Below are 24,162 nucleotides of genomic sequence, written 5' to 3'. Positions count from 1 at the left end.
ATTCCTAGCGTCGGACGATTGACCTCAAGAGCCTCAATGCTACCGACAGTGAAGCCATATCGTCGGCCTCGAGCGAGTTGACCTCGTCAAACATGCTCTTCGCCCTGCCCAGTTGCTCGGCATTCTGGCGTTCCCAGTCTTTCAGCCTGTCCTCCGCAGAGTCCCCGGACGCTGTCGACTCAAGCACCGCCGTCGTCATGTCCGAGACGGTGGAATAGAGGTCATCCCGCAGTGCGGCCCTGGCCAGTGCCTGCCACCTGTCCTGGCGCGGCAGGCTGCTGATCCGTTCCAGCAGCGAGTCAGCGTGGAAGCGGTTGAACACGGTGTAGTAAACCGCCGCAATCTCCTCCACCGGCTCCTTACGGGCATGCACGATTTTGGCGATGTCCAGCAGGGCAAAGCTCTCGAAGAGCTCCGCCCACCGGAAGGCAAGCCCATCCGGAAGTTCCCATGCGCGCGCGGTCTCCAGCCAGCTGGCAACGCGGTCACGGTCATCGCCACGCAGGTAGTCCAGGAGCCGGGCGCGCATCGGGTCCAGAAGCGGCTTGAATTCGGCAACGGTGTCAGCGATGGGCCGCGACGTGCCGCCCTGGGCCAGCAGCCACCGGACAGCGCGGTCCAGCAGACGGCGGATGTCCAGGTGGACGGTGCTCCAGTGTTCGGTGGGGAACGACGCCGGCAGGCTGTTCAGCTCCCCCACCATGGTGTTCAGGTCGAAGATCTCGCGGAGCGCTACGAAGGACTTGGCCACAGCCACTTCCGTGGCCGAGGTTTCCTCCATGGTCCGGAAGGCGAACGTGATGCCGCCCATGTTGATCATGTCGTTGGCCACCACCGTGGCAATAATCTCGCGCCGCAGTGGATGGGTGTCCAGTTCGGCGTCGAACCGTTCGCGCAACTGCTGCGGGAAGTACGCGCGCAGCGTCCCCCGGAACCACGGATCGTCGGCGAGGTCGCTGTCACGCAGCGCCGACGCCAGCTCGATCTTCGCGTAAGCCGCCAGCACCGAGAGCTCCGGTGACGTCAGCCCCTGCCCCTGGCCCAGCCGTTCCCGCAGCGTTTCCGTGCTCGGCAGCGCTTCAAGGTCACGCTTCAGGTCAGCCGACTTTTCCAGCCAGTCCATCAGGCGCTCATAGCTGGGGCTCCACTCGGCCACCCGCATCCGGTCGTTCAGGAGCAGGATGTTCTGGTCCACGTTGTCCTCGAGGACCAGCCGCCCCACCTCGTCCGTCATGGAGGCGAGGAAACCTGCCCGTTCCTCCGGGGTCAGTTTGTCCGCAGCCACCATCCGGTCCACAAAGATCTTGATGTTCACTTCATGGTCGGAGCAGTCGACGCCGGCCGAGTTGTCGATGGCGTCGGTGTTCAGGATGACCCCCTGCAGGGCGGCTTCGATGCGGCCGCGCTGCGTCATGCCCAGGTTTCCGCCTTCGCCCACCACTTTGACCCGCAGGTCCTTGCCGTCCACGCGGATGGCGTCGTTGGCCTTGTCACCCACGGAGGCGTTGGACTCGGTGCTGGCCTTAACGTACGTTCCGATCCCGCCGTTGTACAGCAGATCGGCGGGGGCGAGCAGAACGGCGCGGAGAAGCTCCGGCGGGCTCAGCTCGGTAGTCGCCTCGGGCAGACCCAGTGCTGCCCGGACCTGCGGCGAGACCGGAATGGACTTGGCCTGGCGGGCGTACACGCCGCCGCCTTCGCTGATGAGGGATTTGTCGTAGTCGTCCCACGAGGACCGCGGCAGTTCGAACAGCCTCCGCCGCTCCACGAACGACGATTCCGCTTCCGGCGCGGGGTCAAGGAAGATGTGCCGGTGGTCGAAGGCTGCCAGCAGCCGGATGTGCCGGGACAGGAGCATGCCGTTGCCAAACACATCGCCGGACATGTCGCCCACGCCCACCACGCTGAACGGCTGGGTCTGGGTGTCCACGTCGAGCTCGCTGAAGTGGCGCTTGACCGACTCCCAGGCCCCGCGGGCCGTGATGCCCATGGCCTTGTGGTCATAGCCCACCGAACCTCCGGAGGCGAACGCGTCACCAAGCCAGAACCCGTATTCTGCGGCCAGGCCGTTGGCGATGTCCGAGAACGTGGCCGTTCCCTTGTCCGCCGCCACCACAAGGTAGGAATCGTCGTCGTCGTGCCTTACAACGTCCGACGGCGGCACAACAGTTTCGCCCTCAGCTCCGGTGACGAGGTTGTCGGTGAGGTCCAACAGACCCCGGATGAACGTCTTGTAGCTTTCAACACCCTCAGCCATCCACGCCGCACGGTCCGCGGCGGGGTCGGGCAGCCGCTTGGCGAAGAAACCGCCCTTGGCCCCGGTGGGAACAATAACCGCGTTCTTGACGGTCTGCGCCTTCACCAGGCCAAGGATCTCCGTCCGGAAGTCCTCGCGCCGGTCAGACCAGCGCAAGCCGCCGCGGGCCACCTTGCCGAAGCGCAGGTGGACGCCCTCGACCCGCGGGGAATAGACCCAGATTTCGAACATCGGCCGCGGGAACGGCAGACCCTCGATCCGGGCAGGATCGAGCTTGAAGCTCAGGTGCGTCTTGTACTGGTAGTAGTTGGTGCGGAGGGTCGCCTCGACCAGGTTCGCCAAGGTCCGCAGCACACGGTCGGCGTCGAGCGTTGCCACCCCTTCAATGGCAGCTGACAGCTCGCCGCGGACTTTCTCCTGCGCCGCAAGGCGCTCAGTCCCGCTCAGGGCGGGATCGAACCGGGCCGCGAATAGAGCTGTCAGTGCCTTGGTGACATCAGGATTGGCGAGCAGCGTGTCCGCCATGAAGCCCACCGAGTTGGTGTTCCCCATCTGCCGCATGTACCGGGCATAGGCCCGCAGGACCGTGATCTGGCGCCACTGCATCCCCTCACGCAGCACCAGCCGGTCAAAACTGTCCGACTCAACGGCACCGGATACTGCGGCACCAAACGAGTCAGCCAGCAGCTGTCCCGTAGCCAGCGGATCAATGCCCGCAGGGTATTTCAGCCCGAGGTCATAGAGGAAGAAATCCCGCTGGTCAGCCGTCTCGATCTCAAAGGGCCGCTCATCCAGCACCTCGAGTCCCAGATTGTGGAAGAACGGCAAGATCTGGCTCAGGCTCTTGGGCTCGAGCATGTACAGCTTGACGCGTGCGTCCTCCTCCAGGACCTCACCGGCACCCTTGGGCAAGTACACGTGGACGCCCGGCCGCTCCTGCCTGGCACCGGCTGTGCGCTCGGCTTCAGCCCCGTATTTCTCGAAACGGGCGATGTCCTCCAGCGCGTCTTCAACCTCGTAATCCACGCGGTATCCGGCAGGAAAAGCCTCCGACCAGATCGCGGCGAGCTCCTTCGCCTGCTCGTCAGCGCCGCCTTCCCGTAGGACTTCAGTGATGCCCTCACCCCACGAACGGGCCGCCCGGACCAGCCGCGCTTCAAGCTCATCGGCGTTAACGTGGCTGATCTCAGCGCCCTTGGGCAAGCGGATCCGGAAGAACAGGCGGGCGAGGGCCGACTCGGTCATCCGCGCCTCGTAGTCGATGGACTCAGCCTGGAACGTGGTCCGCAGTTCCTCCTCGATGCGGAGCCGGACATTGGTGGTGTACCGGTCACGCGGAAGGTAGACCAACGCGGACATAAAACGGCCGTAGATATCCGGCCGGAGGAACAGGCGGGTCCGCCGCCGCTCCTGCAATCTCTGGATGCCGGTTGCGGTGGCCGCCAGGTCCTCGGTCTCGATCTGGAACAGTTCGTCGCGGGGGTAGGTCTCCAGGATCCCCAAAAGGTCCTTGCCGGAGTGTGAATCCGGCGGGAAGCCGGCATTGCCCAGGACTGCGTCCACTTTTTCGCGCACGATGGGGATGTTCCGGACGGAGCCGGCGTAGGCACTGGTCGCGAACAGGCCGATGAAGCGGCGCTCGCCGTTGACGTTGCCTGCCGCATCAAAACTCTTCACGCCGATGTAGTCAAGGTACGCGGGACGGTGGACCGTGGACCGTGAGTTTGCCTTGGTGATTACCAGCGCCCGTTTTTCCCGTGCCTTTTTTCGTCCGGCGTCGGTGAGGTGCTGCATATGCGGAGCGCCCGGCTTCGCCCGGAGCAGTCCGAGACCGCTGTCTTCACGCAGTTCCAGCACATCTTCACCGTCGACGGTGACGAGGTCGTACTCGCGGTATCCGAGGAAAGTGAAGTTGCCGTCGTCGAGCCAGCGCAGAAGGTCCTGCGCCTGCCGCAGTTCGGCGATTTGGGCCGGGTGGGACACCTGGTCCAGGCTGGCGGCAATCTGCAGGGCCTTGTTGCGCATCTTGGGCCAGTCTTCGACGGCGGCGCGCACGTCTCCCAGGACCCGGTCCAGGCCTTCCAGTAAGGACGCGTGTGCTTCGTCGGAGACACGATTGATTTCCACTGCGATCCACGACTCCATGTGGGAGGCGTTTTCGTCCTGAGCGATGAGGTGGGACAGCATGGGCATCGCCGCGGTATCACCGCTGGAGAGACCTATGTGGGACGGGACGCGATCAACTTTAACCAGCTGCCCCGTTTCCCGGTTCCGGGTCACCACGAACAGCGGATGAAGGACGAGTCCGATGGCGGCGTTCTGCCGCACTAGCTCGGCGTTGACCGAGTCAACAAGGAAGGGCATATCGTCCGTGACGACATAGACGACGCTGCTGTCCTCCTCGTTAACGACGGAAACCTGCGCCTGACCCGGCAGCCGGTTCGCGGCTACACCGCGGTGGGTTTCCGCCCGGCTGGCCAGCGACTCCGGGGAATAAGTCCGGGCATCCTCTTCGGCAAGATGCTGGTAGTAATCCGCCAGGAATCCCTCCCGGTCACCAATAGCCAAGGCTTGATCCTCCACGCTGGATCCAGACGACATCGACAAACGCCTCCATCACAAGTTTGATGCTGCACCGTTGCAGCTCCTACGGTGAGCCTAGCTGTTTCGTTGAAGCCTCGGTGTGGAAGAAAATACAGAGGATCTGGAGGATCGCTGGACAGGTGCACAAACCAATTCGGCGATAGCCTGCCTGAGCTTGGAATCCGGCGCCGTTTCGAGCAGCAGCGAGCCGCCGAGCAGCGCCGCGTCAGCTGCGGGGTTGTCCGCCGGAAGGAAGGCTGCGATCCGTGACGACGGGCCATACCGCTCCCACGCATCCTTCAGCTGGCGTTCCGGGGATCTCCCCACCGCCGCAGCCCGGACCTTATTCATCACTACAACAGGTGACACGTGCGGTACTGCCAACTCGAGCTCCGCGAGTCCGCGGACCAGCCGGGGAACCCCCACCGGATCGGCGGCCCCCACGGCATAGACGGTGTCCGCCAGTTCCAGGCTCCGCAGGGTCGCGGCATTCCGGCGCGGAGCCATCGTGTCGAAGCTGAGTTCCTCGTCCGCCTCCAGGCAGAAGCCGGTGTCCACAACCACGACGTCGGCAACCTCCTTCGCGCGTTCCAGCACCAGCGACAGGGCTGCTGCCCGCAATTCGGTCCACCGGTCCGCCCGCGTGATCCCGGTCAGTACCCGGAAGGTCCCAAGCTTGGTGGTGACCGGTGTGGCCACCTTCAGCAACGCATCGGCGTCGAGCAGTCCCTGGTCCGCGAGCCGGCAGGCCTGCGCGATCCCCGCAGATTCATCAAGCAGGCCCAGCACTGCCGCGATGCTGGCCCCGTAACTGTCCGCATCGACGAGGAGCACCGACTTCCCATCTGCAGCCAGCTCCCCCGCGATGTTGGCCGCGACGAAGGTCCGGCCGGGTGAACCGGCGGGACCCCACACGGCAATGATCTTGCCCGCTCCGGAGGCCGGTGGCACGTCCGCCTGGTCGGCGGGACGCTGACGTAGCGCGGCGCTGGTGTCCCCCATCCCGCTCCCGAACGTCGCATCCTTGCCGGTGCCGGTCAGCTGGGCAACCGCTTCGGCAATCCTGCCGGCCAGGGCTGCAGACTCCACTCCGGTCAGTGCGGACGCCACGCCGATCCCGCGCAGCCTGGCGGCCTCGTCGGCGTCATCCGTGAGGGCGATGATGGCCACGCCCACGGCGCCGAGCCGGTCAACGAGCGAAGCCGTCAGGCCCTCGCAGCCATCGGCCACAACCGCCGCCCGGGCCAGTCCGCTCTGGCAGGCGGCCAGCAGTTCAGTCAATTCGGAGCAGCGCCGGACCACCGTGACCGGACCGTGGAGCCGCTCCAACCCGCCCACCACATCCTCGCGGGCCTGGCCCACGGTGACCACGGGGATGCTCATGAGGCCCCACCGCCCGGGTTCCACACCACGGAAATCTTGGCCTGGTTCGCCTGCGCGCCGAGAATGGCCGGCATCTGACTGTCGGCAACCAGCACCATCAGCACCGTGTTGCGGGAGGACCCCAAGGCAGTGGAGCCGGCGGTGACCTGTGCAATTTCCGCGCCGGGCAGCAGGAGCTTCGGCTCACTGAAACCGTTGCGCGCATCCGGCAAAGCAACCCAGACATCCACCCGGGTCCCGGCCACCGCCTGCGGCGGCAGTGCTTCATCAATGGTCACGGCCACGGGCTTGCGGTCCAACGCATCCACAGTGGCCAGACTTTCCTTGGGCACCAACTGGTTCTTGCCGATTCTTTGGACTGCCACCAGCCCGTCGGGAAGCCCCGCTTCAACAGTGACGTAATGCTGTTCGGTCTCACCCAGGCGGACCTTGGCCCGGACCACATTGTCGGTGGTGAGCTTCTCACCCACCGCAATGGAGTCCCGGGCGGCGTAAACCTCGGTGGTCTGATCAGCGCTGCCAACCAGGGAGATGACTCCCACCACCGATGCCAGGACCAGCAGTACGCCAACCAGCAGGCGGGGATCCTTCCACGACGGCGGTTTCAGCCTGGCACCTGTAGTAGCTGCATCGTGGCTCATGCTCTTCTCCCCCTAGCTCCGGTCCAGACGGTTGACTGCGCCCGGACACCTCATTGTTACGGCATGAGCCCCGGAACAAAAGTCAAAAGCCCAAACAACATCAAACTGTGGATAACCGCACTAGATAGCGCCTTCAATGGCAAAATGGAACTATGCCCAGATTCCTCACTCTCGCCGATGTTGCTGAACAGCTGCAGATCAACTCGCCAGCGGCCTATGCCCTGGTCCGCAGCGGAGAGCTGAAAGCCATACAGGTGGGTGGCCGCGGGCAGTGGCGCGTTGAGGAAAAGATGCTGGAGCAATACATCGAAGAGCGTTACGCCGAGGCCAGCCGCGTGATCCAGGAAGCCAAGGCCAAACAGGGCTGATCCAGGCCCGGGCGTCCGCCTCGGCTACCCCCGTCCGCTGAGTTTTTGTCCAGATAATCGCCTCAAACGGGCCGGAAATCTCGATTATCTGGACAAAAACTCTGGCCCACGGCTAGAGTTCCCCTGCACTCCGTGACCGGAGGGCACCCAGCGCTGCAAAGGGAATCGTGGCAACCTGCCGGACCTGCGATGCCCGCCGGGACTCCCCGGGACTGACCAGCGCCAGATCCAAAAAGTCACCGCCCACCCTGTCAATGACTCCGGCCAGCCCGGAGTCCCTCTCCTGCACGTGGCGCAGAGTAACTGCAAGTTCGGCCCGGTCCCGCGCGAGGCCCCGCAGCGCATGTGCCAATCCGATCCGCCGCCGCACCTGCGAAGTCTCGGCCACGGACACGCGCCCCAGGCCCGCGTAGCGCGCCACCGCGCCATACGGGATCAGGACCTGGTGACGCAACTCGTCCAGGACCAGGGCGTCGGCGCCGGCATGGCTCAGGGTTCCTTCGAAGACGAGCCCACACGCCAGGTGCACGGCCACGTGGCTGTTCAGGGAACCCCGCAAGCGGTCAGCCAGGGCTACGGAGGCTGTTTCTGCTCTTGCCCGCTCAGAGATCTCGGCATCGAAGGCCAGCCGTTCGCCCTCGGCGAACTGTGCCTCCATATCACTGAACAGAGCATCCCAACGCATGGGGCCAAGCGTAGGGTGCGGCTTCATTCGCGGTCAATTCACCAACAACTTCACTCCAGTCTCTGGACAAATCCAGCACAGTTGCGTCAAACTGGTCCTAGATTCATCAAACTGCATCAAACTGCATCAAACGCGAGTTAGGAACACGATGACGGCAGGCACAGCACGGGGGCTCCGCGCAGACGCAGTCATGGCAGCGTCCATCCTCCTGTTGGGATTCTTCCTCTGCATTGCCGGCGGGGGCATGGTGGATCGGTGGCAACTCTCCACAGCCCGCCGGCAAGGCCCGGACGTCGATGACCTTCTTGGTGCCGTGGCTGTTGCCGTGGGGCTGGCCATCGTGGCGTGGTGGATCTTCTCGATGATTTTAGCGTCAGCGGCCGCCGTCCTGGACAGGTCCGGCAGGCGGCGGGCCGCCGACAGGGCAGGCAAGTGCTGCCCGGCATTCATGCGCCGGCTCGCTGTGGCCGCACTATCTGTGCAGCTACTGTCGGCACCGTTGGCTCACGCAGCCGTCCCACCGGCCGGACCCGCCTGGGTACCGACGCAGGAAGCGGCCGTCCAGGACGTACCGGTCCACGGCGTAGCCATCCAGGCCCAGTGGTCCCCCGCAAACGGCCACCGGCAGCTCCCGGAAGCAGAGGGCAAAGTCCCCGCGGACACAGGAGAACAGACCACCCAAGCTCCTGCGGCTGCAGTCCGGCCCGACTGGCGTCCCAGCCCGCCGGTCCCGGACCCCGGCCTGATGGCGGCCCGGCCCGTCCGGGCGGAACAGGGTACGCCTCCGGCATTGAGTGAGGTCACGGTGCTGGCAGGCGACACACTGTGGGACATCGCATCCCGCTACTTGGGCCCGTCGGCTTCGGATGTGGACGTCGCCCTGCACTGGCCTCGCTGGTACGAGGCCAACAAATCCCAGATCGGCGAAAGCCCGCACGTCCTGCTGCCCGGGCAGATTTTGAAAGCACCGTCCACGGCCTAGCCGACGTTCCGACATTCATCAGCTCACGACTAAGGGGAATCACATGTATGCAGTTACGCCAATCCGCTCCGCCACGGTTAACCCGGGCCGCGCGGCAGCAGTCCGCCAGGTTCCTCTGCGCACTACCGCACCGGTCGCGCCGCTGCGTGCGGCAGACGAGACCTCCGAAATCCTGGCGATCACCCGCAGCACAGTGCAGGCGGCTATGGAAGTCCTCGCCGGCATCAGGCCGATTCACCAGCTCGCCCGCCGTCTGGATCCGCGCTGCCTCGCCGTGCTGCAGCACCGTGCGGCCCTGATCCGCCGCGAACAGGCGCGCTCCGCCTCCCCATCCCTGGCCCGGCTGCACAAGAACTCCATGGTGCGCTCTGTCCGCGCCTGCCCGGTCGCCCCGGGCATTTATGAGGCAAGCGCCGTGGTGGTTGACGATGTCCGCGCACGCGCTGTGGCGGTCCGGCTTGAACGCAGCAAACAGGTCTGGCGGGTAACTGAGTTTATGGTCGGCTGAACCGTTTGCCCCCCGAATGCAGAAGTGCCCGGAGCTGAGGCTCCGGGCACTTCCAGTGTCGATCTATTTCAGTGTCAACCTATGGCTGATCAGCCTCGATCCCTGCTGTCAGCGGCGCTTTTTCTTGGCCGGACGCTTGGTGGCGTCCTGCGCTGCAGCCTTGGCGGGATTTCCGGACCGTGATGAAACACGGCCCTCCACCCGGGTCTGGGATGCGCCGTCCTCGCCGGGTGCGGTGTACTGCAGCTGGGCGGGCTTCTCCGGAGCCTCCAGGCCGGCCGCATGGATCTGCGGCTCGACATGCTCGGTGTGGCCACCTGCTGCGTCGGCCACCACCACATCCTGGGCCGGGGTCACCTCAACTTCAAGGTTGAACAGGAAACCGACGCTTTCCTCGCGGATGGCCTCCATCATGCTCTGGAACATGGTGAAGCCCTCCCGCTGGTATTCCACCAGCGGGTCACGCTGTGCCATGGCGCGCAGGCCGATGCCTTCCTTGAGGTAGTCCATCTCGTAGAGGTGTTCCTGCCACTTACGCCCGATGACGGACAGCACCACGCGGCGTTCCAGCTCACGCATGCTCTCTGCGCCGATGGTCTCCTCCCGGGTCTGGTAGACCACGCGGGCGTCGGAGAGCAGTTCCTCCTTAAGGAATTCAACAGTGAGCTTGGACTTGCCACCGGCTTCCTCGATGATCTCTTCCGCTGTGACGCTGACGGGGTAGAGCGTCTTCAGGTTGGTCCACAGCTGGGTGTAGTCCCAATCGTCGCCATTGCCTTCGGCCGTGGCGGAGTCGATCAGGGCGGTGATGGTGTCCTCCACAAAGAACTGGACCTTCTCGTGCAGGTCGTCACCTTCGAGGATCCGGCGGCGGTCACCGTAGATGGCTTCGCGCTGGCGGTTGAGGACGTCGTCGTACTTGAGGACATTCTTGCGCTGCTCGGCGTTGCGGCCTTCAACCTGGCCCTGCGCAGACGCGATGGCCCGCGAGACGAGTTTCGATTCCAAGGCCACATCATCCGGGACGGAACTGTTCATCAGCCGTTCGGCAGCGCCTGAGTTGAAGAGCCGCATCAGGTCATCGGTCAGGGAGAGGTAGAAGCGTGATTCGCCGGGGTCGCCCTGGCGGCCGGAACGGCCACGGAGCTGGTTGTCGATGCGGCGGGATTCGTGCCGCTCAGTTCCCAGGACATACAGCCCGCCGAGGTCCAGCACTTCCTCGTGTTCGTCCTTCACGGACTGCTTGGCCGCCTCCAGGGCAGCCGGCCATGCGGCCTCGTACTCTTCGGAATTCTCTTCCGGGTCCAGCCCGCGCTTGGCCAGGTCGGCCACCGCGGTGAATTCGGCGTTGCCGCCCAGCATGATGTCAGTGCCTCGGCCTGCCATGTTGGTGGCCACCGTGACAGCAGCCTTGCGTCCGGCCTGCGCAACGATGGCCGCTTCACGGGCGTGGTTCTTGGCGTTCAGGACTTCGTGCCGGATGCCCTCCTTGGCGAGCAGCCCGGAGAGGTATTCGCTCTTTTCGACACTCGTGGTGCCCACAAGGATCGGCTGGCCCTCTTCGTGACGCTCGGCAATGTCCTTCACGACGGCGTCGAACTTCACCTTTTCGTTCTTGAACACCAGGTCCGACTGGTCGAGACGCTGCATGTCCCGGTTGGTGGGGATGGCCACCACGCCGAGCTTGTACGTGCCCATGAACTCGGCGGCCTCAGTCTCGGCCGTGCCGGTCATGCCTGCCAGTTTGGAGTACATCCGGAAGTAGTTCTGGAGCGTCACGGTGGCCAGGGTCTGGTTTTCGGCCTTGATCTCCACGGCTTCCTTGGCCTCGATGGCCTGGTGCATACCCTCGTTGTAGCGGCGTCCGGCCAGGATGCGGCCGGTGTGTTCGTCAACGATCAGCACTTCGCCGTCGAGGATGACGTAGTCCTTGTCCCGCTTGAACAGTTCCTTGGCCTTGATGGCGTTGTTCAGGAACCCGATGAGCGGAGTGTTCGCGGATTCATAGAGGTTCTGGATGCCCAGGTAGTCCTCCACCTTTTCGATGCCGCTCTCAAGGACGCCGACGGTGCGCTTCTTCTCGTCCGCCTCGTAGTCCTCGCCGGCCTTCAGGCGCTGCACCATCTTGGAAAATTCGCTGTACCACCGGTTGGTGTCGCCCTGGGCAGGGCCGGAAATGATGAGGGGCGTGCGGGCTTCGTCGATGAGGATGGAGTCGACCTCGTCAACAATGGCGAAGTTGTGGCCGCGCTGGACCAGTTCTGATTGGTCCCACGCCATGTTGTCGCGCAGGTAGTCAAAGCCGAATTCGTTGTTGGTGCCGTAGGTGATGTCCGCGGCGTATTGCTGCCGGCGCACCGCGGGATCCTGGTTGGACAGGATGCAACCGCTGGTCAGGCCAAGGAAGCGGTAGACCCGGCCCATGAGGTCTGACTGGTATTCGGCAAGGTAGTCGTTCACCGTGATGACGTGGACGCCATTGCCGGTGAGGGCATTAAGGTAGGCGGGCGCGGTGGCCACGAGGGTCTTGCCCTCGCCGGTCTTCATTTCGGCGATATTGCCCAGGTGGAGTGCGGCGCCACCCATGAGCTGGACGTCAAAGTGACGCATGCCCAGGGTGCGGGACGAGGCCTCGCGCACGGCGGCGAAGGCCTCCGGGAGGAGATCGTCCAGTTGTTCGCCGTCCTGGTGGCGGGCGCGGAGGTGGTCAGTTTCCTCGCGGAGCTCAGCATCCGTAAAGGTTTTGAACGAGTCTTCGAGCGCATTGATGGAGTCGGCATAGTTCCGAAGTTGCCGCAGGGTTTTTTTGTCACCCGTGCGGAGAAGTTTTTCGATAAGTGATGCCACGTGAAGATACTCCCAGTCTTATGCTGCCGAATTCTGGCGTTTTTAGTCTACGGGAGAGACACCGGCCACGTGGCCGGTGTTCCCTGAGAGCGGAGCGGGCCGGCGCGGTGACGCAGGGCGCCCGCGAGGGACTCCGCCAGGTCCCCGGCCGGGCTGACCACAATGTCCTCCAGCTCCAGCCACTCGGCCATCAGTTCCAGCTCGGCTGCGAGTTCGACGGCGGTCCCTGGCGGTGCGTCCGGCTCACCGTAGGCGGACCTGACCAGCAGTTTTCCGGCTGCACGGTCAGCTTTAAGGTCCACCCGCGCCACGATGGTGTCGCCCAAGAGAAAGGGCAGGACGTAATACCCGAAGCGCCGGAGGTGCGCGGGCGTGTAAATCTCGATGCGGTAGTGGAACCCGAAGAGCTCCTCAAGCCGGCGCCGCTCGAAGACCAGGGAGTCAAAGGGACTGACCAAGGCCCGCCCTGCCGCCCGCCGCGGCATGGTGGCGTCGGCATGGAGGTATACCTTTCGGTCCCAGCCTGCGACAGCCACCGGCTCCAGCCTCCCTATGCTGGCCAGATGGTCCACCGACGCGGCAGCCGCCTTGACCGGTGTACGGAAGTAGTCCGCGAAACACTTCACGGTTCCGATGCCATGGGCTTGCGCGGCCGCATCGATGAGCCGATGCATGGCCTCAACAGGGTCCGGGGTGGCTTCTAGTGCCGGCCGGCGCGGCAGCACCCTGGCCGTCAGCGTGTACTTTCGCTCGAACTGTTCGGTTCTGGACGCCGCGGAAATGATGCCGGCCTCGAACAGATCTTCAAGCACGCGTTTGACGGCGTTCCAGTTCCATCCCCAGTTGTCGTCCCGCCGGTCCTCCACGTGCCCGATGTTCGCCGTCAGTTCCACCGCTGTCAGGGGCCGCCCGGCGGCGAGGGCGTCGAGGATCTTTCCGGCCACCGCGCCGCGCAGCTCCGGGTCCATGGCTGACGCACCCACCCACGTGCGTTTCTGCCACAAGAGGAGGTCCTGGAAGTGCTCGGGCCGGATGAAGCTGGCCTCGTGCGCCCAGTACTCCATCATTCGTCTGGGAGGCGAGCTGGCCATCCGCTGAAGAATGGTGCGGTCGTAGTTGCCGAGCCTTGAAAAGAAGGGCAGAAAGTGACTGCGGGACAACACGTTGACGGAATCGATCTGGACAAGCTGGATCCGGGCAAAGGTACGGCCCACCGTCCGTGAGGTCACGGGGCCGGCGGGCCGTCCTTTGTCGAGTCCCTGAGCTGCCAAGGCGATCCGCCGGGCCTGATTAAGGCTCAGCGTCGCTGGCACATCAGTCCTTTCATTGAGGGGCGTGAGCCACCCTAGACTTTTGCAGCCTCGTCATCGGAGCGGTAGGCGAGGATCTTTTCTTCGACGGCTGTGTCCCCCGGTTCGCATTCGTGGTCCAGGGTGATCACCCCGTACGTCCAGCCACGGCGCCTGTAGACGACCGAGGGCGTGTTGGTGGCTTTGTCCACAAACAGGTAGAAATCGTGGCCTACGAGCTCCATGTTGTCCACAGCATCGTCAAGGGTGAGGGAGGCCGCGGGGAAGACTTTGCGCCGGATCAGCACTGGGGAGTCCCCTGCCGGAATGTCGTTCTCGACCTCGTAGGGCGATCGTTCAACGGGCGGCGTCTGGGGTTCGCTGCGATGGCTCGCCTCGACGTATATGGGTTCACTGGCGCTTGCAGGCTCCAATGCCGCGGTGGCCTCACGTACTGCCTTGGGGGTGTGGCGCCCGTGGTGGACCTTCTTGCGGTCCTTGGCGCGGCGGAGACGTTCAAGCAGTTTGGTGTAGGCGAGATCGAATGCAGCGAATTTGTCTGCGGCGCTGGCTTCGGCACGGATTACGGGTCCCCGGCCCAGGACTGTCACTTCAACGGTGAGCTGGTCGCCGGTCTGGCGTGCATTCGTTTCCTTGGAAACCTTCGCGTCAACCCGTTGGACCTTGTCGCCAAGTGACTCGATCTTCGAGATCTTCTCACCGGCGTATTCGCGGAAGCGGTCTGAGACCGTCAGATTTCGTCCGCTGATCATAAACTCCATGGTGCCCTCCAAATGACTTCGGTGACACGACGGCGGCACATCCCAAGGCCGATCTGCTTGACAGTCGAGCCCCTTTCCGAGCCGCTATCGAAAGGTACAACTTGTTCTTGGTACCCATAACCGACGTTAGTTCATAGCCAACTGTTATTCATCCTTTCTTCGTTTATTTTTTTCTAAGACGGGCAGCTTTCCGCCAGCTCCCGGGCCGGGCGATTCGCCGCCAGCTGAATCGGGCGGGCGTGTCGCGGCGAGGACCACCGCCCCCACCACCACGGCGCCGCTGAGGTGGAGAGCGCGGGCTGCTTCCGCGAGTGTGGCCCCGGTGGTGAGGACGTCGTCGACAATGATGCAGCGGCGGCCGGCCACCCGCGCGCGCTGGCGTCCCGGGACCTTCATGGACCCCCTGACCCGGCTCGCCCGGGCACCGCGGCCGAGTCCCTTTTGGCCTCCAGGCAGCCGCTCCAGTGCGGCGCGGCGCCGGGATTTCCGGATCACGTCAACCACCGGGGTTCCGGGAATGATGGTCCCCCGCCGCAACTCTGCGAGCAGGAGGTGGACCGGACTGAACCCCCTCTTGACGTAGCCGGCCGTACTGCTGGGCACCGGAACCAGGCAGACGCCGTCGACGCCGGCCAGGGCCGCGGCAATGCCCTGTCCCAGTCCCCGCGCGAGGACTGACGTGAGCTGGTGCTGGCCATGGCTCTTGAACGACAGCACGGCCTGCGCCAACTCCTCGCGGTACACCCCGGCCGCCACCACGGGAAGGATCAGGCCGCCGTCGACCTTCATCAGGGCCGGGGCTTGCTCCTCTGCCCGGAACGGGTGCCTGGTCAGCAGGCGGACCTGGCGTTCGCACGCGACGCACAGGGCCAGGTCCTCCGCACCGCAGCAGACGCAGTCCACGGGAACGGCAAGTGCCAGCAGCTCCGCGGCGGCGGCGCCCATCTGGTCGGCGGCCCGCAGCCAGCGGCGGCGGTGGCCGCCGCGATGCTTGGCGGACTGCAGCGGAGGCGGCAGGAGGTCCGGATCCATGCTTGCCACACCTCTGGCCAGGCTACCCCCGGCGCGGCCGCCGGAGTGGCGCGCAGGAGGGTGGCGCGCAGGGCGAGGTGCGGGCTGAATTTCGGTCACACCCCATGATGGCTTCCCGGCCGCGGCCCCGGAACCCTCAGCCCGCGCTATGTGGATAGCACGCTAGCCGGGGAATGAGGGGTCGATGGGACCCTTTAGCTGGGGCGACCAGCCGTTGCCCAGCCGCTGGAAGATGCCCTCGGCCGACTGGCCGTAGATTTCCTCCAGCCCGTTGCCGGCACTGAGCCGGACCAGGCCGGGCCAGGGCGCCAACTGCTGGGGTTGTCCGGATGTGAGGGACAGTAGCTCAGGCGTGACGTTCGAGCCTGCGGATGCTTTCATCACGCCAACTGTTGTGTCGTTCACCCAGACTCCCTGGTCCGGATCACCGGAAGCCACCAGGGTGATCGGCGCAGTCAGTTCCCGGGGAGTCCCGTCGGCGTTCCGGATGATCCCGGCAATCTGCACGTTCGTCTTGCCGTTCTGTTCCGAAATGACCAGCGCCCGGACACCCTCGCGGGAGATCCTCAGCTCCTTGACGGTCCGTCCGGCCAGCCAGGACGGTGTGAGGGTAACGGTGGGAACAGCGGCACCTTCGGCCACACCGATGGGCCGATAGGCGACCACCTCCGTACCGCCGGTTGCTCCCGGCCCTGCGGCCCACACCCAGTCATAAAGACTGAAGGAAGGGTGCGTGATAGTGCTGCGCGTTGTCAGCGCCCGAGCGGGCTGTCCCGTCACCATGCTGTAGAGCGTCGTCCGGCTTTCGTTGAGGAAAGCAACGGTCTGGGACACGGGAGATTCCGCCGGGTAGCGGGGCCCGAGCGAGGAAACAGGCTGCATATCCGGCAGCGGGGACACCCTGTTGTTCTCGTAGCGAACCAGCTCATTGCCGCTGACGGCGATCTCGCGGACCGGCACGTTTTTGTCCCGCACCGGGGGCAGCACTGAGCCGTTGTCTTCGACCCGGACCAGGTCCTGGTTGGCGTGCAGCTCCACATTAACGACGTCGGGCTGGCTGCGGAACGTGAGTGATAGCTGCGTCTGCATCCGGAGCCTGTCCTCAGTGGATGCCTCAGTGAGTTCCTTGGCGGTGAGGTCCACCTGAGCGGCTCCGGACACCACCGGAACCGATTCGCGGGCAAGTTTGATGCCGGACGGGAAGGCGCTCACTACCGCGCCCCGAAGGTACGGCGCGGGGCCGGCAAGCAGGGCGCTGGTCATTGCTTTGACGGTCTTGTTCTTGATGAACCAGCGGACGTCGGGCACGGCATAAGTGAAGCTGGGATCGTAGAAGTAGATGGGGTAGGCGCCGTAGATGACCTTGAAGGTTTCCTCCGGGATTGCTGTTCCGTCGGGGATGGCTGAGATCCGCCATTCGCCGTCCACCTGGGTGAGCGTGGCCGGAATGTTCTCGATGGTGCCTTCGGGCATCTGGGTGGCGATGCCGTCAACATCCACGCTGTAGGCAACGTCCAGCTGGTAGTTGTAGACGTTGTCGACGCCGGTGCCCACCACTTTCGCCTCTCGGTACACCAGCGCGCGCTGGTCGGGTTTCCAAGACACTGACGCTGCCTGCGTCAGGTATTCGCGGGCCACCGCGTAGTCACCCTCGTATCCGGTACCGGCACGGTAGAAGTAATCAATGATGTTTTCCGGTGTAGCGCCGGGCTGGGGCGCGGCCGGGAGGAACACCGGTGCATTGACGTTTCCGGCGCTGCCTTCCGCGCTCTTCCCCACCGGCCCGGCCGTGGGAATGCGCGCGCACGAGGCCAGCACCAGGACAACGACGAGCAGCACAACGCTCCGCTTCAGCATTGCCCGCACTTTTGCTCCCGTCATGAAGACTCCTTCGGTGTCGCGGCTGTCCCGGCCGGTGCGCGCCCGGCGCCCTGGCCACGCCCGCCAGCGGTGGAACCGGACTCCCCGGTGGGGCCAGGCCCCAGGACCAGCACGTTCTTCGCATGTGGCACGTCGGGGAGGATGATGTCCTCCGGTTCAAGCTGCACGGGTGAGCGGTCGATCTCCTCGCCCTGGCGCAAGGGAATGGTCAGCCGGAAGTTGGCCCCTCTGCCCTTGTTTCCCCATGCCTGCAGCCAGCCGTTATGGAGCTTGGTGTCCTCCATCGCGATGGACAGGCCCAGGCCGCTGCCTCCGGTGGTGCGGGCCCGGGCCGGATCCGCACGCCAGAACCGGTCAAAGACCCGGGCGGCTTCGGCCGGAGTCATGCCGATCCCCTGGTCCCGGACAGCAACGCCCACCGCTGACTGGTTAGCCGCAACAGTCACCGTGACCGGCCGGCCTTCGCCGTGCTCCACCGCATTCAGAATGAGGTTCCGCAGGATCCTGTCGATTCTCCTGGCGTCCATTTCCGCAACAATTCCCTCGGCTGGCGCCCGGAGAATGATCTCCGAGCCGTACTCGGCCGCGACAGGCGCTGCTCCGTCAATGACGTGGGCGATCACCTGCAGGATGTCCTCGGGCTCGGCGTCGAGCATGGCCACGCCGGCGTCGAAACGGGAGATCTCAAGCAGGTCGGCCAGCAGCGACTGGAACCTCTCCACCTGGTTGTACAGGAGTTCGGCGGAGCGCTTGTTGATGGGGTCGAAGTCGTGGCGTGCGTCGTACAGCACTTCCGCGGCCATTCGCACCGTGGTCAGTGGCGTGCGGAGCTCGTGGGAGACATCGGAGACAAACCGCTGCTGCATCTGGGACAACATGGCCAGCTTGGTGATCTGCTCCTGGAGACTGGCGGCCATGTGGTTGAACGATGCCCCGAGTCGGGCCACCTCGTCTTCGCCTTTGACCACCATGCGCTCCTGCAATTGGCCCGCCGCGAGCTTCTCCGACACCAGGGCAGCGTGGCTGACCGGGCTGACCACGTTGCGGGTGACGTACCAGGCGATGGCCCCGATCATCAGCACCAGCACTGCACCGCCGGCCAGAAGGACGCCCTGGATTTCGTCGAGCGTCTGCTGGGCAGTGTTGACGTCATAAATCAGGTAGAGCTCGTACACTGTGCCGTTGAATGTCACCTTGTTGCCTACGGCGATGCCGGGCCTGTCCTCGGTTCCCACCGGGATAATGGTGGATGCCCAGTACTGGTCCTTGCCCGTTTCCTGGACCGCCGTGCGGAGTCCAGGCGGGATGACGCTGACGGTCAGTTGGTCGGACGCCCGGGACTCCACCCAGCGGTTCCGGGGTTTGGTCTGTTCGGGCATGGCCTCAAAGACGTACCGCCGCTGGATCACGGAGCCGCGCCCCTCCACCGCGTTCAAGGTGTCGTAGACGAGGGTGATGACGCTGGACTGGTCGGTGACCTGGGCGCCGTCGAACGTCTCCTGGACCTGCTTGACGTAGTAACGGGTTTCGGATTCGGCCTGCGTAAGGCGTTCCTGGAACAGGTTGTTGGCGATCTGGTTGGACAGGTAGGCGCCCACGGCGCCAAAGGATGTCACGGCCAACAGCAGGGTGGTGAGGACGGTCCGGAACTGCAGGGACCGGCGCCAGCGCCGCCGCAGGGACAGCCCGGCAAAGCGGACCGCAGGGATGAACCGGGTCACGCCCATCTGGACAAGACGGCCCACCCGTAGCCCCACGATTACCCCACGGCGCCGCCAGATCCGTGCCCGGAACGGCAGCGATGCCAGCTCAGCCGGCAGTGCATCAGTATGCTCCGGGCCCTTGGCTGCGTGAAGGTCCGGGGCGCGGTGCGCTTCTGGTCCTGAGGGCTCAGGAACCTGCTTTGTAGCCGACACCACGAACCGTCAATACAACTTCGGGAGCTTCCGGATCCCGCTCAATTTTTGACCGGAGGCGCTGGACGTGGACGTTGACCAGCCGGGTGTCCGCCGCGTGGCGGTAGCCCCAGACCTGCTCCAGCAGCAGCTCGCGGGTGAACACCTGCCATGGCTTCCTCGCCAGGGCCACGAGAAGGTCAAATTCCAGGGGCGTCAGGGAAATCCGCTCATCGACACGCTTCACGGTGTGGCCGGCCACGTCGATGGTGATGTCTGCGATCCGCAGCGTTTCAGGCGCCTTCTGGTCGCCGGGCCGCAAGCGGGCACGCACGCGTGCCACCAGTTCGGCGGGTTTGAAAGGCTTGGGTACGTAGTCGTCTGCGCCGGACTCAAGGCCGCGGACGACGTCGGACGTATCCGACTTGGCGGTGAGCATCACGATGGGCACGTCCGATTCGGAGCGGATCTGCCGGCAGACCTCGATGCCGTCCACGCCGGGAAGCATCAGGTCAAGCAGCACGAGGTCCGGCTTCGATGAACGGAAAATATCCAGCGCCTGGCCGCCGTCAGCGCAAAAGACGGGCTCAAAGCCGTCATTGCGCAGAACAATCCCAATCATTTCGGCCAGCGCTTCGTCATCGTCAACTACCAGAATGCGTGCCTTCATAGCTATATGTTCCCTTATTGAACAGGGTTTGTCCTGTTGAACGGCCTTACGGCATGGCGCCACGCTATGACGCCCGACGCCGGAACTATAGGCTGGCAGGACGCGGACAGTCCCGCACGGGGGAAGGAACACGGTGCCACACCAGGATCCGAACATGCAGCAGCCGCATCCTGCCGGGGAGGCTGGGAGGGGCCAGTCTCCCGGGAGCCAACCTCCCTGGAATCAGGCTCCGAGGGAACAGCCTCCGTGGGGGCCGCAGCCCGGCCCGGCACAGGCGCCTTGGGGCGGCCAGCCGGTGTGGGGCCCACCCCCGGGTGGCCCGCCGGCCTGGGGCATTCCCCCGCACAACCCTTACGGCGCTCCGCCGCCCTACCAGCAGCCCCTTTACGTGGCCCCGCCCAAACCCGGCATCATTCCCCTGCGCCCGCTGTTGTTCGGCGAGATCCTGGACGGCTCATTCCAGGCGATCCGGCGCAATGCCAAGGCCATGCTGGGCGCCGCGCTGCTGGCGCAGACGCTCGCCGCAGTGCTGACGGCAGTCCTCACGGCATTTTCCGCCACGTCCGCGGCGTCGCTGGAGACCTGGGCGGAGGGCCTGACAGAGCAGGACCTGGTCCCGGTGGTGCTCACCTTCGCGTCCGGCGTCGTGCTCGTCTCGGTGCTGACCGTTTTTCTGTCGGCGGTGCTTCAGGGCGCCATGGTGGTTCCGGTAGCCAGGTCTGTCCTCAACCGCACTACCGGCTTCAGGCAGATGTGGTCCCTGACGCGGTCCCGCGCGGGGGCACTGATCCGCCTCGCGGCGCTGCTGGTTGGCGGCGGGCTCCTGGTGACGCTGCTGTTTGTGGCGCTGGCCGTGCTGCTGGTCAGCACGGTGGGTGGAGTGGGCGCCCTGATCCTGATCCCGCTGGGGCTGGTGTGCTTTGTGCTGTACGTGTGGATCTACATCAAGCTCATGGTGGCGCCGGCCGCCGTCGTGGTGGAGGAGCTCGCGGCGGTGGCCGGCATACGCCGCTCCTGGGAACTCACGCGTAACAGCTGGTGGAGGCTCCTGGGCATCACGCTCGTGGTGGGCATCATGGTGGGGGTCATCGCCCAGATAGTCACCATACCGGTCTCGCTTCTCTCAGGCTTTTACACCGGCGTGGTCTCACCCCACGGCGGTGCCGACCAGGCGATTACTGCGGCCGTGGTGGCGGGCGTGGCCACCGCCATCGTCGGTGCGGTGGTTGGAGCGGTGGGATTCGCCTTCCAGACCTCCGTGATGGCGCTGCTCTACCTTGACCTCAGGATGCGCCGGGACGGACTGGATATCTCTCTGCTCCGGCTACTGGAGTCTGGCGCGGATCCCGACGGCGTCCCGGGCCGCGGCGTCCCGGTCTACCGGGCAGGACCCGGCCAAAATCCGCGGCCGCCCTACGGGGCACCGGCCGGCGGGGCATGGCCCGATGGCCGCTGAACCACCGGTCCTCCCTGGCCGCGACGAGGCCCGCCGCTGGGCCGAAGAAGAACTTGCCAAGCCGGAATACCGTGACGCGGCCCCCAGCTGGCTGGACAGCGTGTGGGCGGACATCCTGGACTGGCTGCGGTCCCTGGACGGCGGCTCCGGCCCGGACAGCACAGTGGCGGCGCCGTGGATCGGTGTGGCCATCGCCGTGCTGATCGGCGCCGCGGTCATCCTGGCTCGCCCGCGCCTCAACGCGAAGGCCACGCGGGCCGGAGACGTGTTCGACGCCGACGCAACAGTCAGTGCCGCGACCTACCGCGGGCGCGCGGCGGCCGAAGCCGCCGCCGGCGACTTGAGTGCCGCCGTCGTGGACTGTTTCCGGGCGCTGGTGCGCACGGCCGAGGACAGAGCTGTGCTCGACGCGCGGCCGGGCCGGACCGCCGACGAGGTGGCACACGAACTGGCCACACCGTTTCCGTCCGAGGCCGGCCGTCTGACGGAAACTGCGCGGACTTTCGACGGGATCCGCTACGGAAATGAGTCCGCCGGCCAGGCTAACTATGCCGCTGTGCGCGAGCTGGATATCGCCCTGCAGTCGCTCACACCGGCGAGCGCTGCCCTGCCCGCTGAACGTGGCGAACCGGCGGTTCCGAGATGACGCAGAGTCCCACGATGCAGAACCCTTCGCCGGATAGTCTGACGCCCAATCTCCTGACCCCGGGTGCACCGGAGGCGCAGCCGGATTCCGTCCCTACCCTCCGGTCCGATGCCGGGTCCGGTGCGGGTTCCTGGCTCCGGCGGCACCGCGGCAAGGCAGCGATCAGTGCGGCGGCCGCCGTCGGACTGGCGGTGGTCATTTCCAGCCAGCTCGCGCCAAAGGGCGATTCCTTGCCCTTATCCGTACACAACGCCGGCCCGAACGGCGCCAGGGCGGTCAGCGAGATACTAGGCCGCCACGGAGTCGCGGTCAAGAATGTTGGATCCTTCGACGCCGCCGCGGAGGCACTGTTGGACAGGCCAGGTGCCACCCTCCTCCTGTACGACCGGAGCGGCTTCCTGGACCAAGCCCGGTTGCAAGAGCTGACAGCCAGCGCGGGAAGGGTGGTGCTGGTGACGCCGCGGCTGGGCACGCTGAAGGCTTTCAATGCCGGCATCAGCCAGGCCGGCGTGGTGCCGGAGTCCTCGCCACTCCTGGAACCGGGCTGCAGTCTCAGCGATCCTGCGGCGGCGGGTCCTGTCTCCGGCACCGGCGGCTTCCTGTACGACGGCGGCACGGTGTGCTACCGCCCGCAGGGAAGCGCCGCCGGGCTGCTTGCCGGCACGGACGACGGCGGCCTGACGGTCCTGGGCAGCACCGCGCTCATCAGCAACGGCGGGCTTGCCGAACACGGCCATGCCGCGCTGGCCCTGCGGACGTTGGGCAGCTCAGGGGACCTTGTCTGGTACCTCCCCGGGCTGGGCGACGCGGCCGCTACGGAGTCAACACAGACACTGGATGACCTCGCCCCTGACTGGGTGGCTTTCCTGGGGCCGTGGCTGGTCTTTGTGGCCGTGCTGGCCATCGTGTGGCGGGGGCGCCGCCTGGGCCCGCTCGTCTTTGAACCACTCCCCGTGGTGGTCAAGGCCGTGGAGACCGCCGAAGGCCGTGCCCGCCTCTATCAGGATTCCCACGCACTGGACCGGGCGCGGGACAACCTTCGGGCGGGCACCCTGGTTCGTCTGGCGCAAGCCCTTCGACTGGGATCCCAGGCCACTGCTGACGACGTCGTGCAGGCAGCGGCCCGGCACCTGGGCCGGCCGGCCACCGATATCAGCGGCCTGATCCAGGAACGCCCCAGGACCACAACCAGGCTGGTGCAATGGTCACAGGAACTGGACAAACTAGAGAACGAGGTCAGGACCCGATGAACGAACCGTACGGCGCCCCGCAGATCATGGATTCTTCCCCGCAGACGCTGGATCCCGCCCGGCAGGCACTCCTGGACGTCCGCCACGAGGTTGCCAAGGCTGTGGTGGGCCAGGATGCCACCGTCACGGGACTCCTGATCGCGCTGCTCTCCCAGGGTCACGTACTCCTCGAAGGCGTGCCCGGGGTGGCCAAAACACTCTTAGTGCGGGCGCTGTCCGCCGCGCTGAGCCTGGACACCAAACGCGTACAGTTCACGCCTGACCTGATGCCCGGCGACATCACCGGCTCCCTGGTCTATGACTCGCACACCTCGGAATTCAGTTTCCGCGAGGGGCCGGTCTTCACCAACATCCTGCTGGCCGACGAAATCAACCGGACGCCGCCGAAAACGCAGGCCTCCCTGTTGGAGGCCATGGAAGAGCGGCAGGTCTCGGTGGACGGAGTGTCCAGGCCGCTGCCGGTGAACTTCCTGGTGGCGGCAACCCAGAACCCGGTGGAGTACGAGGGAACCTATCCCCTGCCCGAAGCCCAGCTGGACCGGTTCCTGCTCAAGCTCACCATGCCGCTGCCCGGCCGGACTGACGAGGTTGAGGTGATCCGGCGGCACGCGGCCGGCTTCAATCCGCGGGATCTTGCTGCCGCCGGTGTCCGGGCGGTGGCCGGCGCCGAGGACCTCGAACGGGCGCGGCAGGCTGTGGCCACCGTTGCCGTCGAACCGGAAATCATCGGCTACATCGTGGACCTGGTGCGCGCAACCAGGCAGGCGCCGTCGTTCCAGCTGGGTGTTTCACCCCGCGGCGCGACTGCACTGCTTAACACCTCCCGCGTCTGGGCCTGGCTGTCCGGCCGCAGCTTCGTCACCCCCGACGACGTCAAGGCACTGGCGCTGCCGTGCCTGCGCCACAGGGTGGCCCTGCAACCTGATGCCCAGATGGACGGGGTCCGTGTGGACGATGTCTTGGGCAGCATCCTGGCGTCCGTCCCCGTCCCCCGCTGATCGCTTGCA

Annotated in this window: 18 protein-coding genes; 7 read left to right on the top strand and 11 right to left on the bottom strand. The window is 65.5% G+C overall.

Translation table 11 applies throughout. The features are described from left to right. Nucleotides 1–4: 4 nt before the first annotated feature. From ACQCSW_RS07865 to ACQCSW_RS07855, 3 genes are read right to left on the bottom strand one after another with little or no spacing between them, the layout of a single operon-like run. Nucleotides 5–4,858, bottom strand: a complete 4,854-nt coding sequence (locus ACQCSW_RS07865; protein ID WP_426990243.1) for an NAD-glutamate dehydrogenase — start codon at nucleotides 4,856–4,858, stop codon at nucleotides 5–7. 57 nt (nucleotides 4,859–4,915) lie between these two features. Continuing rightward, on the bottom strand, nucleotides 4,916–6,223 hold the full coding sequence (locus ACQCSW_RS07860; RefSeq protein WP_426990242.1) for an AAA family ATPase: 1,308 nt from the start codon (nucleotides 6,221–6,223) through the stop codon (nucleotides 4,916–4,918). Then, a complete protein-coding gene (locus tag ACQCSW_RS07855) occupies nucleotides 6,220–6,864 on the bottom strand; it encodes a hypothetical protein (protein ID WP_426990241.1) in 645 nt (214 codons plus the stop codon). The genes ACQCSW_RS07860 and ACQCSW_RS07855 overlap by 4 nt, the downstream gene beginning before the upstream one ends. Before the next feature lie 152 nt (nucleotides 6,865–7,016). Between ACQCSW_RS07855 and ACQCSW_RS07850 the strand changes: the two genes are divergently transcribed. Then, the gene (locus ACQCSW_RS07850; protein WP_111909281.1) at nucleotides 7,017–7,232 is read left to right on the top strand and encodes a helix-turn-helix domain-containing protein; all 216 of its coding nucleotides are present in this window, start codon (nucleotides 7,017–7,019) and stop codon (nucleotides 7,230–7,232) included. 112 nt (nucleotides 7,233–7,344) lie between these two features. On the opposite strand, the gene ACQCSW_RS07845 is transcribed toward ACQCSW_RS07850, so the two are convergent. Beyond that, nucleotides 7,345–7,917, bottom strand: a complete 573-nt coding sequence (locus tag ACQCSW_RS07845) for a hypothetical protein (RefSeq protein WP_426990240.1) — start codon at nucleotides 7,915–7,917, stop codon at nucleotides 7,345–7,347. Nucleotides 7,918–8,065: 148 nt separating this feature from the next. On the opposite strand from ACQCSW_RS07845, the gene ACQCSW_RS07840 reads away from it, so the two are divergent. Together ACQCSW_RS07840 and ACQCSW_RS07835 are read left to right on the top strand one after the other, a co-directional pair. Further along, entirely contained in the window at nucleotides 8,066–8,899 is an 834-nt protein-coding gene (locus ACQCSW_RS07840; RefSeq protein WP_426990239.1) for a LysM peptidoglycan-binding domain-containing protein, read from the top strand. Between the two features lie 43 nt (nucleotides 8,900–8,942). Beyond that, on the top strand, nucleotides 8,943–9,407 hold the full coding sequence (locus ACQCSW_RS07835) for an Rv3235 family protein (RefSeq protein ID WP_354251271.1): 465 nt from the start codon (nucleotides 8,943–8,945) through the stop codon (nucleotides 9,405–9,407). Between the two features lie 108 nt (nucleotides 9,408–9,515). Here the strand turns inward: ACQCSW_RS07835 and secA are convergent, their stop codons facing one another. From secA to mtrA, 7 genes are all read right to left on the bottom strand, one after another. Continuing rightward, a complete protein-coding gene (gene secA, locus ACQCSW_RS07830) occupies nucleotides 9,516–12,254 on the bottom strand; it encodes a preprotein translocase subunit SecA (protein WP_426990238.1) in 2,739 nt (912 codons plus the stop codon). 47 nt (nucleotides 12,255–12,301) lie between these two features. Continuing rightward, a complete protein-coding gene (locus tag ACQCSW_RS07825; RefSeq protein WP_426990237.1) occupies nucleotides 12,302–13,567 on the bottom strand; it encodes a winged helix-turn-helix domain-containing protein in 1,266 nt (421 codons plus the stop codon). Between the two features lie 32 nt (nucleotides 13,568–13,599). Beyond that, entirely contained in the window at nucleotides 13,600–14,325 is a 726-nt protein-coding gene (gene hpf / locus ACQCSW_RS07820) for a ribosome hibernation-promoting factor, HPF/YfiA family (protein ID WP_426990236.1), read from the bottom strand. 144 nt (nucleotides 14,326–14,469) lie between these two features. Then, a complete protein-coding gene (locus ACQCSW_RS07815; RefSeq protein WP_426990235.1) occupies nucleotides 14,470–15,357 on the bottom strand; it encodes a ComF family protein in 888 nt (295 codons plus the stop codon). Nucleotides 15,358–15,519: 162 nt separating this feature from the next. Further along, complete coding sequence (locus ACQCSW_RS07810) at nucleotides 15,520–17,238, bottom strand: LpqB family beta-propeller domain-containing protein (RefSeq protein WP_426990234.1); 1,719 nt, start codon at nucleotides 17,236–17,238, stop codon at nucleotides 15,520–15,522. Next, nucleotides 17,235–19,157: an MtrAB system histidine kinase MtrB gene (gene mtrB, locus ACQCSW_RS07805; protein ID WP_426990233.1), complete on the bottom strand. Its 1,923-nt coding sequence runs from the start codon at nucleotides 19,155–19,157 to the stop codon at nucleotides 17,235–17,237. The genes ACQCSW_RS07810 and mtrB overlap by 4 nt, the downstream gene beginning before the upstream one ends. After that, nucleotides 19,129–19,803, bottom strand: a complete 675-nt coding sequence (gene mtrA / locus ACQCSW_RS07800; RefSeq protein ID WP_111909273.1) for an MtrAB system response regulator MtrA — start codon at nucleotides 19,801–19,803, stop codon at nucleotides 19,129–19,131. The genes mtrB and mtrA overlap by 29 nt, the downstream gene beginning before the upstream one ends. Before the next feature lie 388 nt (nucleotides 19,804–20,191). Here mtrA and ACQCSW_RS07795 point away from each other — a divergent pair, with 388 nt between their 5' ends. From ACQCSW_RS07795 to ACQCSW_RS07780, 4 genes are read left to right on the top strand one after another with little or no spacing between them, the layout of a single operon-like run. Beyond that, the gene (locus ACQCSW_RS07795; RefSeq protein ID WP_426990231.1) at nucleotides 20,192–21,259 is read left to right on the top strand and encodes a hypothetical protein; all 1,068 of its coding nucleotides are present in this window, start codon (nucleotides 20,192–20,194) and stop codon (nucleotides 21,257–21,259) included. Continuing rightward, the gene (locus tag ACQCSW_RS07790) at nucleotides 21,249–21,905 is read left to right on the top strand and encodes a DUF4129 domain-containing protein (RefSeq protein ID WP_426990230.1); all 657 of its coding nucleotides are present in this window, start codon (nucleotides 21,249–21,251) and stop codon (nucleotides 21,903–21,905) included. Before ACQCSW_RS07795 ends, ACQCSW_RS07790 begins: the two co-directional genes overlap by 11 nt. Nucleotides 21,906–21,919: 14 nt before the next feature. After that, entirely contained in the window at nucleotides 21,920–23,155 is a 1,236-nt protein-coding gene (locus tag ACQCSW_RS07785) for a DUF4350 domain-containing protein (RefSeq protein ID WP_426990229.1), read from the top strand. Continuing rightward, nucleotides 23,152–24,153, top strand: coding sequence for an AAA family ATPase (locus ACQCSW_RS07780; RefSeq protein WP_426990228.1), 1,002 nt, complete (start codon nucleotides 23,152–23,154; stop codon nucleotides 24,151–24,153). Before ACQCSW_RS07785 ends, ACQCSW_RS07780 begins: the two co-directional genes overlap by 4 nt. Nucleotides 24,154–24,162: the final 9 nt, after the last annotated feature.

It is taken from the genome of Pseudarthrobacter sp. Y6 (genome assembly GCF_050156205.1).
GTDB lineage: Bacteria > Actinomycetota > Actinomycetes > Actinomycetales > Micrococcaceae > Arthrobacter.
The sequence above is the reverse complement of the archived record's forward strand: the minus strand, read 5'-3'. Positions and strand labels throughout refer to the sequence as shown.

What these genes read in the sequence shown, in the direction of transcription:
- ACQCSW_RS07860 (WP_426990242.1), bottom strand. Translation starts at nt 6,223, where the DNA reads ATGAGCATCCCCGTGGTCACCGTGGGCCAGGCCCGCGAGGATGTGGTG.
- mtrA (WP_111909273.1), bottom strand. Translation starts at nt 19,803, where the DNA reads ATGAAGGCACGCATTCTGGTAGTTGACGATGACGAAGCGCTGGCCGAA.
- hpf (WP_426990236.1), bottom strand. Translation starts at nt 14,325, where the DNA reads ATGGAGTTTATGATCAGCGGACGAAATCTGACGGTCTCAGACCGCTTC.
- ACQCSW_RS07810 (WP_426990234.1), bottom strand. Translation starts at nt 17,238, where the DNA reads ATGACGGGAGCAAAAGTGCGGGCAATGCTGAAGCGGAGCGTTGTGCTG.
- ACQCSW_RS07855 (WP_426990241.1), bottom strand. Translation starts at nt 6,864, where the DNA reads ATGAGCCACGATGCAGCTACTACAGGTGCCAGGCTGAAACCGCCGTCG.
- ACQCSW_RS07845 (WP_426990240.1), bottom strand. Translation starts at nt 7,917, where the DNA reads ATGCGTTGGGATGCTCTGTTCAGTGATATGGAGGCACAGTTCGCCGAG.
- ACQCSW_RS07790 (WP_426990230.1), top strand. Translation starts at nt 21,249, where the DNA reads ATGGCCGCTGAACCACCGGTCCTCCCTGGCCGCGACGAGGCCCGCCGC.
- ACQCSW_RS07865 (WP_426990243.1), bottom strand. Translation starts at nt 4,858, where the DNA reads ATGTCGTCTGGATCCAGCGTGGAGGATCAAGCCTTGGCTATTGGTGAC.
- ACQCSW_RS07815 (WP_426990235.1), bottom strand. Translation starts at nt 15,357, where the DNA reads ATGGATCCGGACCTCCTGCCGCCTCCGCTGCAGTCCGCCAAGCATCGC.
- ACQCSW_RS07785 (WP_426990229.1), top strand. Translation starts at nt 21,920, where the DNA reads ATGCAGAACCCTTCGCCGGATAGTCTGACGCCCAATCTCCTGACCCCG.
- ACQCSW_RS07835 (WP_354251271.1), top strand. Translation starts at nt 8,943, where the DNA reads ATGTATGCAGTTACGCCAATCCGCTCCGCCACGGTTAACCCGGGCCGC.
- ACQCSW_RS07840 (WP_426990239.1), top strand. Translation starts at nt 8,066, where the DNA reads ATGACGGCAGGCACAGCACGGGGGCTCCGCGCAGACGCAGTCATGGCA.
- ACQCSW_RS07780 (WP_426990228.1), top strand. Translation starts at nt 23,152, where the DNA reads ATGAACGAACCGTACGGCGCCCCGCAGATCATGGATTCTTCCCCGCAG.
- ACQCSW_RS07850 (WP_111909281.1), top strand. Translation starts at nt 7,017, where the DNA reads ATGCCCAGATTCCTCACTCTCGCCGATGTTGCTGAACAGCTGCAGATC.